Raw genomic sequence first — 15,124 nt, 5'->3', positions numbered from 1 at the left:
GGGGCCAGTTTCGGCCCTTTTTTAATCCCTGTAGTCGCGTAAGTGTCACAAAGCCAGTTGAATTCCTCATTCTTGGCCTCATGTACCTAAGCTGAGACTTTCATTCATGCCGTTGTGTTGGATAATCCAGCCGGGCAATTTGATCCAGGTATTCGCATATGCAGGAACCGGAAGACAATAACTCCATTAGCAACAAATACTATCCGTTACTCGCATTGCGCGACGTGGTGGTGTATCCCCATATGGTTATCCCACTGTTCGTGGGGCGTGAAAAATCGATTAAAGCGCTTGAAGAAGCCATGGAAACCGACAAGCAAATTGTCCTTGTTGCTCAGGTCAATGCGTCGGATGATGATCCGGCACCGGGTGATCTTTACCAGGTGGGGACCGTAGCGACCATTTTGCAATTATTGAAGCTCCCTGATGGCACCGTTAAGGTGTTGGTGGAGGGCGCCAACAGGACGTTCACTAAATCAGTCACGTTGAACGATGGTTTTCTCTCCGCTCAAATTCGCGACACCCCCATTTCAAATGTCGACGATCGGGAAGCAGAAGTCCTGGTGCGTTCCCTGTTATCGCAATTCGAACAATACGTAAAGCTAAGTAAGAAGGTCGCAACGGAGATTCTGACCTCAGTCAGTAGCATCGATGATCCGGCCAGGCTGTCTGATACTATAGCTGCCCACTTGGCGCTGAAAATTCAGGATAAACAGCGCATTCTGGAAATTTTCGATTTACGAGAACGAATCGACCATTTGATGGCATTGATGGAAGGTGAGATCGATCTGTTACAGGTCGAAAAACGCATCCGGGGTCGTGTCAAAAAACAAATGGAAAAAAGCCAACGCGAGTATTATCTGAATGAGCAGATGAAGGCTATTCAGAAAGAGCTTGGTGACCTGGAGGAAACAGGTAACGAACTGGAAGAGTTTGAGAAGCGCATCGAATCTTCCGGAATGACTAAAGAAGCAAAAGATAAGGCCAAGGCTGAACTCAATAAGCTGAAAATGATGTCTCCCATGTCGGCTGAAGCGACTGTGGTGCGGTCTTATCTGGATTGGATGGTTAATTTGCCCTGGCGCAAGAAAAGTAAAGTCAGGCATGATCTTAAAAAAGCAAAAGAAATCCTGGACGAAGACCACTACGGGCTTGATGAGGTTAAGGAACGCATTCTCGAGTATCTAGCCGTTCAGGCCAGGGTCAATAAAATCAGAGGGCCCGTGCTGTGTTTAGTCGGGCCACCTGGCGTGGGTAAAACGTCTCTGGGTCAATCTATTGCGAAAGCGACCAATCGAAAATTCGTGCGAATGGCATTAGGCGGTGTGCGCGATGAAGCTGAAATCCGAGGGCATCGACGCACTTATATTGGTTCCATGCCCGGCAAGCTGGTACAGAAAATTTCCAAAGTCGGCGTTAAAAATCCGCTCTTTTTGTTGGACGAAATAGACAAAATGGGTGTGGACATGCGGGGCGATCCTTCTTCTGCATTACTGGAAGTGCTAGATCCGGAGCAAAACAACACTTTTAACGACCACTACCTGGAAGTGGATTACGATCTTTCCGATGTTTTATTTATTTGTACTTCGAACTCCATGAATATTCCGGCACCGCTTTTGGACCGGATGGAAGTAATACGGTTACCCGGTTATACCGAAGATGAAAAGCTGAATATCGCCAAGCAATATCTAGTTCCGAAACAGCGAAAAATGAACGGCCTGAAAGACGACGAAATGAGCATGGATGACGATGCTATTCGAGGTCTCATTCGTTATTACACTCGCGAGTCAGGGGTGCGAGGATTAGAGCGGGAGATCGCCAAGGTTTGCCGTAAGCATGTCAAAGAAAACGTATTGGCAGAGACCCTGGAGCCGGTCACGATCACCGAAGAATCCCTTGAGCATTATAGTGGAGTACGCAAATATAACTTTGGTAAGAAAGAAGAGGAAGACCGGATAGGACAGGTAACGGGATTGGCTTGGACTTCTGTTGGCGGTGAGCTACTCACGATTGAAGCGGCATCGGTCCCAGGTAAAGGTCGACAGATCCGTACAGGCTCTCTGGGCGACGTTATGCAGGAATCCATACAGGCTGCCCTGACTGTCGTCAGAAGTCGCTCCAGCGTGCTTGGAATCTCTCCTGAGTTTCATGAGAAAAATGATATCCACATACATGTTCCGGAAGGGGCCACGCCGAAAGATGGTCCCAGTGCCGGGATCGGCATGTGCACGGCACTCGTTTCTGTGCTCACGAACATTCCGGTGCGCGCCGACGTCGCAATGACCGGTGAAATTACACTTCGCGGGCAGGTTTTGCCGATCGGTGGCCTGAAAGAAAAATTACTGGCTGCTCATCGCGGCGGTATAACCACAATCATTATCCCGAAGGAAAATGAACGAGACCTAAAAGAGATTCCTGATAACATCAAAGAAGATCTGGATATCCACTGTGTTAAATGGATTGACGAAGTGCTCGAGTTGGCATTGGTAAGCATGCCTGAACCCATCCCTGATAGTGCAGAAGTCGAAATTGCGAAACGTGACGAAATCGATGATGAAGATGGCGAACGGTTGAGTACACATTAAAAAAATGCGCTACACTGCACGAGCTAACTTGGTGCGTGTAGCGCATTTTCTTGGCAAAAAGGTTATGAGCTGAGTTCAATTAGCAAGTAATTTAAAATAAGAATGTTTCAAATAGCACTTGAAAAAATTTAATTACATGCAGCGCGTGCGCTGTGCTTGACAGGTCTTTTTTGCAGTTGGTATAAAGTTGCTCCGCCGCAAGGGACGGGGCTTTTAGCGGCCCTAAGGCCGAAATTTTCACTCAAATCAAACCTAGAGTTCTAGGTCAAATCCGCAGACAGATATCTTTTATAAGGGGAGTCTTGTGAACAAATCCGAATTGATAGATGCTATTGCTGCCTCCGCAGACATTCCCAAAGCGCAGGCTGGTCGAGCACTTGATGCCGTGATCGAAACCGTCACCGGCGCTTTGCAGAAAGAAGACCAAGTTGTTTTGGTCGGCTTTGGAACATTCGCAGTCAAAGATCGCGCAGCTAGAAACGGACGCAATCCACAAACCGGACAACCGATCGAAATTCCAGCTGCTAAGATCCCGACATTTAAACCAGGTAAAGCGCTTAAAGATGCGGTAAACGGTTAATACTGACCGAGCTGTATCGTTTTCAGTTTGAGCGAGAAATAATAACAACAATTGAGTGACACTTCCGTACGATGATCAGTATCCCATTATCTGAACATTTTATGCTCTATTTCATTTAGTTGTTTTTGCAGTTTAACTTTAGTTAAGACAGTGAGCATATTGTTCGCTTCATTGGAGCGGTAGTTCAGTTGGTTAGAATACCGGCCTGTCACGCCGGGGGTCGCGGGTTCGAGTCCCGTCCGCTCCGCCAACTAGAGTTCGTTAACATTTCCGCATCGACAGTCTGAGAATACGTAAAAAGAGAAGCGCATCTATGATACGCTTCTCTTTTTTCATTTTAGGAAGATAGGTTAACCCCCTCACGGTGGGAGCCGTACTCGGAGCAATAAGATCATGCAACAATTTCGAAACTTGCTAAAAGGATGGTTAGGCAAGGTTTTGTTGGTAATTTTCATCTTGCCGTTCGCATTCTTCGGTATTGAAGGCCTGTTCAACTCAGGTGGTAGTGCCGATGTGGCAATTAAGGTCAATGACGCTGAAATTTCGACACTGGAAGTGAATCGTGCGATCGAAAACCAGCGCGAGAACCTTAAACAGCAAATGGGTGGGAATATAGACGATTCGTTTTTAACGGACGAATTACTCAAGCCGCGGGTGGTTGAATCACTGATTCAGCGAGAACTGATTAAACAGGCGGTTGAGGAAGAGGGCCTGGCTGTTTCAGCCGACCGCGTGAAATCTTATGTGCGCTCAATGCCCCAATTTCAGGATGAAAGTGGAAATTTCTCGAATGACCGGCTTGAGTCACTGCTGGTGCAGGCAAACTTTACCAAGGCTCGTTTGTTTGAAACCATTCAGGAAAGTATGGTTTTTGAGCAGCTCCAGAATGGAGTCGGTGCAACTGCATTTATAACTCCGTCAGAACTCAATTATGCGGTTAAGCTGAATAATCAAAAACGTGATTTTAGTTATGCCATTCAATCGGCGGAGGCGTTGAAAGAGAAGGTCGAGCTTACGGAAGATGAACTGCAAGCTTACTTTGAGCAGAATAAATCTCAGTTCCGCACGCAGGAAAAAGTCAAAATTCAATATATCCAATTGGGTAAAGATGACTTTGAAAAATCGGTAACGGTGCCAGAAGAAGAGATCACGGCGGCCTACCACGATTACGAAAACAAGCTAAAGCAGCAGGAACGCCGCCGAGCTTCCCACATTCTGGTTGAAATAAATGACGACCGCTCGGACAGCGAAGCGATGAAGCGCATTAAAGAGGCCCAGGCCAAACTGGTCGAAGGCCAATCTTTCGAGAAAGTAGTAAGCGAATACTCCGACGATATTGCCACTACAAGCGATGGTGGTGATTTGGATTACAACGGCAAAGGCGTATTTGATGAAGACTTCGAAAATGCCCTTTTCGCGCTTGATGAAAAGGGCGACGTATCGGATATTGTAAAATCAGAGTTTGGTTATCACATAATAAAACTCACAGGTATCGAACAGCCAGAAATCGTTTCTCTTGAAGATAAGCGTCAAGAACTGGTTAAAGAAATCAAATCCGACATGGCCCAGGAAAAACTGGAAGAGGCCATTGATGATATCAACCGTTTAGCATTCGAATCCGGTGATTTACAGTTGATTTCAGATGATTATAAGAAGCCGATACAAACGAGTGATTTTTTTACTCGCCAGGGAGGGAAAGGGGTTGCAGCTGACAGGGCGGTAATTGATGCAGCGTTTTCGGATATTGTTTTGAATGACGGTCAGAATAGCGAAATTATAGAGCTATCCAATGGCAAAGTTGTTGTGATTCGGCTGGCCCAGCACGAGCAGGCGCGGGATCAGGAGTTCAAGGAAGTTGAGTCACAAATACGCAGTGTGCTGGTGCTGGAAAAGTCTCGTGAACAAGCCAAGTCAAAAGCAGAGGCAGTTATTGCCAAGTTAAAGGATGGTGCAAGTCGCGATACAATTGCGGAGGAATTCGGACTGGAGTGGAAACAGGGCGAAGGTGTATCAAGGCAGGGCAGTGATTTACCTCAAACGGTTGTCTCGGCCGCGTTTGAGATGCCGGTTCCAGCGACAGGCGGTCAGAGTATAAAGCATTTTGGCCAACCGAATGGCGACCAGGAAATTATCATCCTTTCCCGAGTGGTTGATGGTGAGTTCGATTTGGAAGGAGAGCAATTAGCACAGGCTAAGGCATCTGCCTCGCAGCGTTTCGGTAACTCGGACTTCGCAAACTATATCGCGTCCTTAAGAGAGAAGGCTAAAATCGAAATTCGATAGACGTTGGTTAAGAAAATCGATTTATGCACTTACCGCCGGGGCTGCGTCTATTTGATACAGCCCCGGTTGCGTTTTAACCTCGAAGTTTACTGTATTTCGTCGCGATTCAGTCGTGCGGGATCGTTTCGATTGAATTCGATTGAAACAGGTTGACCGTCATCTCAGATACTGAAGGCCGAGCTTATAAGTTCTCGTGTGTACTCATGCTCCGAGTGTTGGAAAATCTGATCCACGGTACCGAATTCCAGAGGCTTCCCGTCTTTCAGAACCATGACCTCGTGAGCAATGGTTTTTATTACTTTCAAATCATGACTGATAAAAAGATAGGAGAAGCCGTGTACGGATTGTAGATCTTTTAGCAAATCCAGTAGTTGAGACTGAATGCTTCGGTCCAGTGCCGATGTCGGTTCATCCAGCACGATTAACTCCGGTTCCAGAATTAAAGCCCTTGCTATTGCTATACGTTGCCGTTGCCCACCGGAAAACTCATGGGGGAAACGGTGCCGTGACTCAGGGTCTAATCCTACTTCCTGCAATGCTTTTATCACCTTCTCTTCTTGCTGTTTAGCATTCCCCAGATGATGTATCTGCAGTCCTTCAGCAATAATCTCACCCACACTCATTCGGGGTGATAAGCTGCTAAAGGGGTCTTGGAATACAATCTGCATTTGTTTCCGCAGCGGTCTGGTCTGCTGTCTGGACATGTTGGATATATTCAAGCCGTTAAATTCGATTTTGCCGTTACTATCGATAAGCCTAAGCAAAGCCTGAACCAGCGTGGTCTTCCCCGAGCCACTTTCCCCAACTATTCCCAGTGTGTGGCCGCGTTTTATAGTGAAACTAACATCGTCAACGGCTTTGATATGGTCTACCGTTCGCTTAAATAGGCCTTTTTTAACGGGAAACCAAACTCGTAACTTATCAACTTCCATAATGGATTCGGCGCGGCTTGACACTGGCACCGGTTCGCCGCCGGGTTCTGCATCTAATAAGGTTTTGGTATATGGGTGTTGAGGATTGGTAAATAGTTCGTTAGTTTCATTTATTTCCACTAACACACCTTTTGACATTACAGCAACGCGGTCACAATAGTGACGTACCACGCCCAGGTCGTGGGTGATCAATAATATAGTCATACCCAGCTTTTGTTGTAGCTCCTGCAGCAGGTTGAGTACCTGCTTTTGAATGGTGACGTCCAGTGCGGTAGTTGGTTCGTCAGCAATCAGGATCTCAGGCTCATTGGCTAACGCCATCGCAATCATAACCCGTTGCCGTTGACCACCGGACAATTCATGGGGGTAGGCATTCAACCTGGTTTCCGGTTTTGGTAATCCGACCAGCGTGAGTAATTCCAGTATGCGTTCTTTGGCTTTTATACCACTCAAACCGCAGTGTATTTTCAGTGTTTCGCCAATTTGCTTTCTTATCGTATGCAGAGGGTTGAGCGCCGTCAGTGGTTCCTGAAACACCATGCCGATCTGTCCACCCCGAACTTTCCGCATTTGAGCTTCACTTTTTTGCAGTAAATCTTCCGCTTCGAATGTGATGCTTCCGGCTTTGTATTCCGTAATGGAGCCGGGTAACAGCTTCATTATTGCTTGTGCTGTCACGGATTTGCCTGAACCGCTTTCTCCGACCAACGCGAATGTCTCACCCTTCAACAGTGAAAAGCTTACATTGTTCACCGCATCGGTGACCTTGCCCCCCTGTTTAAACGAGACAGAAAGGTTTTCAATTGTTAGAACCGTCTCTTTAGTCAATCTGAAACCTCACGTTAATGCGCTCTGGGGTCGTATGCATCGCGAAACGCTTCACCCACGAACACCAACAGGGTAAGCATGATGCTCAAAATAAAAAACGCAGACGCACCCAGCCAGGGTGCCTGCAAATTCGATTTGCCTTGTGATACCAGTTCGCCAAGGGAAGGGGAACCAGGCGGCAACCCGAAGCCCAGAAAATCCAGTGCGGTTAGCGTGGTAATGGCTCCGGTTAGTATGAAAGGCATGAAAGTAATGGTTGCCACCATCGCGTTCGGCAGAATGTGTTTAAACATAATGCCCTGATCACCTAAACCTAATGCTTTCGCCGCTTTGACGTATTCCAGGTTGCGGCCACGAAGAAATTCAGCGCGTATCACCGGCACCAATGACATCCAGCTAAACAAAAGCATAATACCCAGCAACCACCAGAAATTCGGGCGTATGATGCTGGAAAGAATGATTAGAAGAAATAGAATCGGTAAAGAAGACCAAATCTCGATAAATCGCTGTCCGAACAGATCGAGTTTGCCCCCGTAATATCCCTGTATTGCCCCTACAAAGATTCCGATTACCGAGCTGATTAATGTCAGCGCCAGACCAAATAATACGGATATGCGAAATCCGTAAATTACTCTCGCTAATACGTCCCGTCCCTGATCGTCGGTGCCCAGCAAGTTGACTGAATCGGGTGCTGATGGCGCCGGTGTGGTGAGATCATAGTTAATCGTGTCGTAACTGAATTTAACGGGAGGGTAGAGGATCCATCCGTTGTCGTTAATCAGTTCCACCACATATTCATCGCGGTAATCCGCTTCTGTGGGTAGCTCCCCGCCGAACTCCTGTTCGGAGTAGGTTTTCATGAAAGGGTAGTAATATTCGCCGTCAAAATTAATCAGCAAGGGGTTGTCGTTTGCCAGTAATTCGGCGAACAAACTGAGGATAAACAACAGCATGAATATCCATAGAGAATACCAGCCACGCTTGTTGGCCTTGAAGCGTTCAAATCGCCGTTGGTTGATCGGTGTCAAATTTAATAAGGGCACTGTGTCAGGACCTCGACTCGAAATCTATGCGCGGATCGACTAACGTGTAGGTCACATCGCTGATTAAGTTCACTAAAAGGGAGATCAAAGTGAATATGAAGAGTGTGCCGAAGATCACAGGGTAATCGCGGGAAAGGATCGATTCAAACCCGAGTAGCCCAAGCCCGTCTAATGAAAATATGATTTCAATTAAAAAAGCCCCGGTAAAAAAGATCGAAACTAAAGCCGCGGGGATTCCGGCAATGATAATCAACATTGCGTTCCTAAAAACGTGACCATACAGCACTTGGTTTTCCTTGAGACCTTTCGCTCGGGCTGTCACGACATACTGCTTTCCAATTTCATCGAGAAACGAATTTTTGGTCAGCATTGTCAGCGTTGCAAACCCACCGATTACCAGTGCCGTAATCGGGAGTGTTAAGTGCCAAAAATAATCGAGGATCTGCTGACCCAGCGTGAGATCGTCAAAATTAGGTGAAGTAAGTCCTCTCAGGGGGAACCAGTTGAGATTGCTGCCCCCGGCAAAAACAATAATCAGAAAAATGGCAAATAGGAAGGAGGGGATAGCATTGCCAATAATAACAATGGAGCTGGACCAGATATCGAAAGGTGTGCCATGTTTTACCGCTTTGCGTATACCGAGTGGGATAGAAATTAAATACACCAGTATGGTTGACCACAGGCCCAGTGACACCGAAACCGGAAGCTTTTCTAGAATCAGATCTACAACGCTCTTATCCCGAAAGAAACTGTTACCGAAATTAAAGCTGAAGTAGTCTTTCACCATTATGACGAAGCGTTCCCAGGCGGGTTTATCAAAGCCGTACATCTTTTCAATTTTTTTAATAAGTTCCGGATCCAGGCCCTGGCTGCCCCGGTAACTGGATCCGCTGCTGCGCACCTCTGCCTGAGCACCTCCGCCAATGCGGGACGCCGCGCTACCATCAAGGCCTTCTATTTGAGCAATCATTTGTTCGACCGGGCCACCCGGTGCTGCCTGAATGATAATGAAATTCAGAGTCAGAATACCGAATAAGGTCGGAATGATCAGAAACAGCCGTCGGATGATATAAGCAAACATAGACTAGTAGTTACTCTTTAGGGTCGCTGGGCTTGTTGTCTGTTGCCGGATCGGTATCAGCAGCGTCGGAATGAGTTTCATCAGAGGCTCCGGATTTAAGCCACCAGGTGAAGAATCCAACATCGCCGTAGAGCGGTGGTTCCTTAGGCTGCTCAAACTTGTTCCAATAGGCAATCCGGTGTTTATCGATGTGCCACTGGGGTATGACATAATGTCCCCAAAGCAGTACCCGGTCCATTGCGCGGCACGCTGCCACCAGTTCTTCACGAGTCTGGGCGTTGATGATCTTGTCAATCAGATGATCAATGACCGGGTCTCTGATGCCGATCAGGTTCCGACTGCCTTTGTGGTCTGCAAATTTAGAAAACCAATAGTCCCTTTGTTCATTGCCCGGAGAGTTAGACTGAGCGAAGCCGCCGATAATCATATCAAAATCAAATTCTCTGACGATGCGTATGTAATTTGTGGTATCGACAATGCGGGCGCTGGCTTCAATGCCCAGTCGTTTCAGATTTTTAATATAGGGCAGGACTATTCGTTCAAAATCCTTACTGTACAGCAGGATTTCGAATTTGAAGGGTTTGCCGGTTTCGCCGTTCACCAGTTCAGTGCCTTTAAAGGTCCAACCGGCGCTCTTTAACAAGCTGATTGCTTTGCGGATGTTTTTTCGATTGTTGCCACTGCCGTCGGTTTCCGGTGAGCGGTAGACTTTAGTGAATATTTCTTGCGGCAGGTCTTCACGAAAGGGTTCAAGCAGAGCGAGTTCAGCTTCATTGGGTAGTCCGGTCGCAGCCAGCTCAGAATTGGAGAAGAAACTGTTCGTGCGGGTATACGCGCCATAGAATAACTGCTTGTTAGTCCACTCAAAGTCGAACGCGTAATCCAGCGCTTCGCGTACTCTTGCATCTTTAAAAAGATCTTTTCGGGTATTCATCACAAAGGACTGCATGCCCGTGGGATTCAAATGGGGGATTTCCTTTTTGATTATCTTGCCGGAATCGTATTTTTTTCCGGTATATTCTGTAGCCCAGCGTTTTGATGAAATTTCTTCACGGTAATCGTAGCGTCCACCTTTGAACGCTTCCATCATCACGGTATCGTCGCGGTAATAGCTGACATGGACGGTATCATAGTTGTACATTCCTTTATGAACGGGTAGATCTCTTGCCCAGTAGTCCTTAACGCGTTCAAATGTGACAGACTTGCCTGAATCAAACGACTTTATTTTATAGGGTCCGCTGCCTAACGGAATATCCAGTGATGATTTGGCAAAATCTTTGTCTTTCCAGTAGTGCTCCGGCAACACTTTCAATTGGCCCAATATTAACGGGAGCTCGCGGTTTTTGTTGTCGCGAGCAGTGAATTTTACCCGCTGCTTGTCCAGCGCTTCAACATTCACGATATCCGCGTAATAAGCTTTATAAAAAGGCCTGCCGTTTTCAACCAGCTGATTGAATGTAAACACCACATCACTGGCTTCGATCGGCTCGCCATCATGGAATCGAGCTTTGGGATTAATGTGAAAAATTATCCAGGAACGATCTTCAGGGTATTCTACCTTTTCAGCGATCAACCCATATTCAGTGAACGGTTCATCAGCTGAGGAAACCAGCAAAGTATCATAGATAAGGTTTATATTAGCTGCGCTGTCGCCCTTCGGAATGTCTGGATTAAATGAATCGAAAGTGGAGGGACTGGCCAAGGTTACCGTTCCTCCTTTAGGTGCATCGGGGTTGACATAGTCAAAGTGGGTGAAATCTTCGCCATATTTCATATCACCGTGCATGGCAATGCCGTGGCTATTGATAACCCTGGTTTCAGCCAGCGACGTGCTGCTCCATAACCCAAGTATTATAGAGCACCCGAGCATCAAAAAATGTTTCATGTTTGCCATTCCTTTTTTCTTGTCATCTAAGTCTTTATTTAAAATAAAACAACAATGATTTATTAACGTGCTTTTGTTTTTACCCACCAGGTTTGAAATCCCAGATTCAAGGAAGGGGGATGTTCAGGTTTGACAAAAATGTCTTTGTAAGCGATTCGGTGGTAGTCAAGATAGTACTGAGGGATAGTGTAGTAATTCCAAAGTAGTATTCTATCCAGTGCCCTTACTGCAGTGGTTAATGCTTTGGTGCTGGTAGCCGATTTGATTCTGGCAATCATGGCATCTACGGCCGGGTCACTTATGCCGGATAAATTCTTGGCACCCCTGATGCCAACCTGGTCACTGTGGAAATACAATTGCTGCTCAAACCCGGGGGACGCTGTTTGGGGCAGCACATACACAATCATATCGTAGTCGTAATCGTCCAACCGCACCTTATACTGGGCCGAATCCACTATTCGAGTGCGCGCGGTGATGCCAATTTTTTGCAAATTTTTTATTAATGGCAGCAAAACCCGCTGGAAAGATCGGTTTTCTATCATGATTTCAAATTCGAGGGGCTTGCGTGTTTTACTGTTGATCAGTTTTTTGTCGTGATATTCCCAGCCAGCTGCTTTGAGTAGCTTGATCGCTTCCCGCATGGCTACGCGTACTTCCTTGGGGCTCTGGTAGCTTTGAAAGTGGAACTCCTCGGTAAACAGTTCAGGTGGCAACTGTGCCCGGAACGGTTCCAGTAAGGCGACTTCGTCAGCGCTGGGTTTACCCTGCGATCCCATTTCCGAATTGGGGAAATGGGATTGAGAGCGCTTATAGGCGTTCGCAAATATATTCCGGTTGATCCAGTTAAAATCAAACATCAGTGAAACAGCTTTGCGTACGTTGAGATCCTGGAAAACAGGCCGCCTCATGTTTAAAAAGAACGCCTGGGTATTGGAAGGAATATTATGGGGACGCGCCTGCTTGATTACTCGGCCTTGCTTGACAGCAGGGAAATCGTAACCTGTTGCCCAGTTTTTCGAAATATATTCAATCCAGAAATCCAGACTTCCGGACTTGAAGGCTTCAAACGCCACCGTTCTGTCACGATAAAATTCATATCTTACCTGGTCGAAATTAAACATACCTTTGTAGACCGGGCTATCTTTAGACCAAAAGTCGTCGACGCGTTCCAGCACCAGATAATTCCCCAAAACGAAACCCTTTACCCGATAGGGACCACTCAACGGCTGCGGGGTTCCTGAAGATTCACCAAAGCGATGTTTCTTCCAATGCTGATGGGACATAACCGGGATCTCGCCAGCTCTGAACAGGTTGGATCGTTCCGGCGGCCCCTTAAAAAAGATTTTGACGCGGTGGTCTGACAAGACCTCAACTTTTTCGATCGATGAGAAGTTATTGGTAAGCGCGGGGTGAGCCTGATTACCGGTTACCAGTTCAAAACTGGCCGCCACATCGTTTGCCGTTATCGGATCCCCGTTATGAAATCGGGCTGCGGCATTCAGCTGAAAAATGACCCAGGCATAATCGGTCGGGTACTCAAGCCATTCGCAAATCAGGCAGTAGGCAGTCTGGCTTTCATCTCCCGATTCCAAATAATAGTTTGTACCTGCCATAATCGGCTCATTCATTTCAGTAATACCATATACGGCAGTATATTCTGAAGCGCTGATGCCTTTTAGAACGTAGGGGTTGAGTGTGTCGAACGTGCCTAACCCTGGTAGGGTAATGCGCCCTCCTTTGGGGGCCTGGGGATTCGCGTAATCGAAATGGGTAAACCCTTGATTGTATTTCGGGGCGTCATACAAACTGAGTGAAGTGGCTTTAAGTACGTCAGCGTGGACTCCGGACCCGAACACCAGAATGAAAGCGATGGAGAGTCCATTCAACAGGTTGCAAGCAATTATGGACAGCATTGGCTTTACGTGGTGATGGAGCGGGTTTCGGGTCATAACACCTACTGAAATTACGTGCAAAGAATAGTGCCGACATGACGGCGTAACAATCTTTATAACTGGTTCACAGAATAACTTCAAATAAAACAAATACATCCCGATCAGGCAGGTGATCGCTGTTTGGGGAGGCTAGGGCGAGAGGTCAATTCAAGGCGGTAGGAGGCGGTTGGCAGTGAACCACCGGCTTTGGTTGGTGGCGCTTCCTGAGGAGCGCCACTGGCGCTCAGGGGGCGTTAGCAACGTCAATATACAGTGTCAACATGTCGCCGGGCTGGAGATATTTTTTGAAATCTACCTGGTTCCAGCGTTTTAGCTCCCGTAGCGATATATTGAACCGGTTCGCAATACGGGCATACGAATCCCCGGAGCGGGCACGATAATGTATTTTTCGTTGTCGTTGTTCGCTCATCTTGTCCGCCGATACCTTGGTCTCCTGCCAGATAACCAGTTTGCGACCCGCAACCAGCGTGTCGCCGGGGGCCATGCCGTTCCATTTCGCGAGGCTTTGGGTATTGACGCCATAGCGTCGTGATATGGTCCAGAAACTATCCCCTTTGCCCACTCTGTAAGTTAGTTTTCGCTTGCCGGAAATCGTGCGATTGAGCTTCTCGTTCAGGCGCTGGTCCTGGCTAAGACTATAGCTGGTCAGTGGCTGAGAGGATTGCGGTATAAGCAGTGTTTTACCGGCCCTGATCGTATTCGAGCTGAGTTGATTAATCTGTTTCAGCAGAGCTGGGGTAATATGGTGTGCTTTCGAAATGGACAGGATGGAGTCGCCACGCTTGATAGTGTATCGATCCCATTCAACCCGTTTTTCCGGCGGCAGTTTAACTAATGCATCTCTCATCTGTTGTGCATTGTCTACTGGAACCAGCAAATGGTGGGGGCCTTCAGGGTCCGTTGCCCATTTGTTAAAGCCTGGATTAAGGCGATACAGTTCTTCAATGCTGATGCCGGCCATTTTGGCGGCTAACGCTAAGTCCAGCTGCGCTCCGATATCAACTTCTTCAAAGAAGGGTTGATATGCGTAATCAATTAACGTAACGCCGTAACGCTTCGGCGATTTGAAGATCTGGGCGATTGCAATAAGCTTCGGCACATACTCTCTTGTTTCTTTCGGCAGATCCAATGCCCAAAAGTCAGTCGGTTTTCCCTGGGCTTTATTCTTTCGCATGGCTTTGCGCACCGTACCGCCTCCGGAGTTATAGGACGCCAGAGCCAACATCCAGTCACCATCAAACTGTTTGTTCAGTGCTTGCAGGTAATTCATTGCAGCATCGGTGGCAGCCACAATGTCACGGCGGCCTTCGTACCACCAGGTTTGGTGTAAGCCGTAAGCGCGCCCGGTACCGGGAATAAATTGCCAGATGCCGGCTGCACGTCCGTGTGAATAGGCAAATGGATCGAATGCACTTTCAACGACGGGAAGCAGGGCAAGTTCACTGGGGATGCCGCGTTTGATGGATTGCTCCAGAATGTAATAGAGATAGGGCTCAGCCCGTACCGTCACACGATCAAGATAACTTTGGTTTTTTGCATACCAATCGCGCTGGACTTTGATTCTTGGGTTGTCCTGCTGCAGATTCAAAATGGTGTTTTTGCGATACACGCTCCAGATTGAGGGTACGCCTTCCAGCGCCGGATCCTGGTCCGAACCCAGCGGCAATGCAGAAAGGGGAGAAGGTATGGAGAATTCTGGGCCCAGATATCCGGTATAGTCGAATTCTTCTACGCCATCCGGGGTAGAGCGATCTATAACAAGCTCGCTTTCAGGCGTGTACTGCGTGGCTTGTTGATCACTTTGCAATGCGGTGGAGCAACCCACTATATGTAGACAAAATAATAATGAAGACAAAGCAGACCACGACGTCCAGGGATTAATGACAGAACTCAACACTACGGTTCCTACCTACTGCTGTAATACTATGAAATACATCGTTTCCTGACCACAGCTCCGA

General features: G+C 47.4%; 9 protein-coding genes and 1 tRNA gene. 4 read left to right on the top strand and 6 right to left on the bottom strand.

What is annotated here, in order from left to right; translation table 11 throughout:
* Positions 1–158: 158 nt before the first annotated feature.
* From lon to FT643_RS09810, 4 genes are all read left to right on the top strand, one after another.
* Positions 159–2,582, top strand: coding sequence for an endopeptidase La (lon, locus tag FT643_RS09825; RefSeq protein WP_156871227.1), 2,424 nt, complete (start codon positions 159–161; stop codon positions 2,580–2,582).
* A gap of 304 nt (positions 2,583–2,886) precedes the next feature.
* On the top strand, positions 2,887–3,162 hold the full coding sequence (locus FT643_RS09820) for an HU family DNA-binding protein (protein ID WP_317621991.1): 276 nt from the start codon (positions 2,887–2,889) through the stop codon (positions 3,160–3,162).
* A gap of 173 nt (positions 3,163–3,335) precedes the next feature.
* A tRNA-Asp gene (locus FT643_RS09815) sits at positions 3,336–3,412 on the top strand.
* 143 nt (positions 3,413–3,555) lie between these two features.
* Positions 3,556–5,445 (top strand): SurA N-terminal domain-containing protein, encoded by a 1,890-nt coding sequence (locus FT643_RS09810; RefSeq protein ID WP_156871226.1) that lies wholly within the window; start codon positions 3,556–3,558, stop codon positions 5,443–5,445.
* A gap of 161 nt (positions 5,446–5,606) precedes the next feature.
* Here FT643_RS09810 and FT643_RS09805 read toward each other — a convergent pair whose 3' ends face one another.
* The 6 genes from FT643_RS09805 to FT643_RS09780 all read right to left on the bottom strand — a co-directional run bounded on the left by FT643_RS09805 (position 5,607) and on the right by FT643_RS09780 (position 15,060).
* Positions 5,607–7,205 (bottom strand): ABC transporter ATP-binding protein, encoded by a 1,599-nt coding sequence (locus tag FT643_RS09805; protein WP_156871225.1) that lies wholly within the window; start codon positions 7,203–7,205, stop codon positions 5,607–5,609.
* 14 nt (positions 7,206–7,219) lie between these two features.
* Positions 7,220–8,248 (bottom strand): ABC transporter permease, encoded by a 1,029-nt coding sequence (locus FT643_RS09800; protein ID WP_317621990.1) that lies wholly within the window; start codon positions 8,246–8,248, stop codon positions 7,220–7,222.
* Positions 8,249–8,252: 4 nt separating this feature from the next.
* The gene (locus tag FT643_RS09795; protein WP_156871224.1) at positions 8,253–9,329 is read right to left on the bottom strand and encodes a microcin C ABC transporter permease YejB; all 1,077 of its coding nucleotides are present in this window, start codon (positions 9,327–9,329) and stop codon (positions 8,253–8,255) included.
* Positions 9,330–9,339: 10 nt separating this feature from the next.
* Positions 9,340–11,214, bottom strand: a complete 1,875-nt coding sequence (locus FT643_RS09790; RefSeq protein WP_156871223.1) for an extracellular solute-binding protein — start codon at positions 11,212–11,214, stop codon at positions 9,340–9,342.
* Between the two features lie 62 nt (positions 11,215–11,276).
* Complete coding sequence (locus FT643_RS09785) at positions 11,277–13,163, bottom strand: extracellular solute-binding protein (protein ID WP_198043457.1); 1,887 nt, start codon at positions 13,161–13,163, stop codon at positions 11,277–11,279.
* 226 nt (positions 13,164–13,389) lie between these two features.
* Positions 13,390–15,060 (bottom strand): LysM peptidoglycan-binding domain-containing protein, encoded by a 1,671-nt coding sequence (locus FT643_RS09780; RefSeq protein ID WP_156871221.1) that lies wholly within the window; start codon positions 15,058–15,060, stop codon positions 13,390–13,392.
* Positions 15,061–15,124 lie beyond the last annotated feature (64 nt).

Source organism: Ketobacter sp. MCCC 1A13808, from assembly GCF_009746715.1.
Taxonomy (GTDB): Bacteria; Pseudomonadota; Gammaproteobacteria; order Pseudomonadales; family Ketobacteraceae; genus Ketobacter.
Note: the sequence above shows the minus strand (reverse complement) of the source record. Positions and strands in the feature narration are given on the sequence as shown.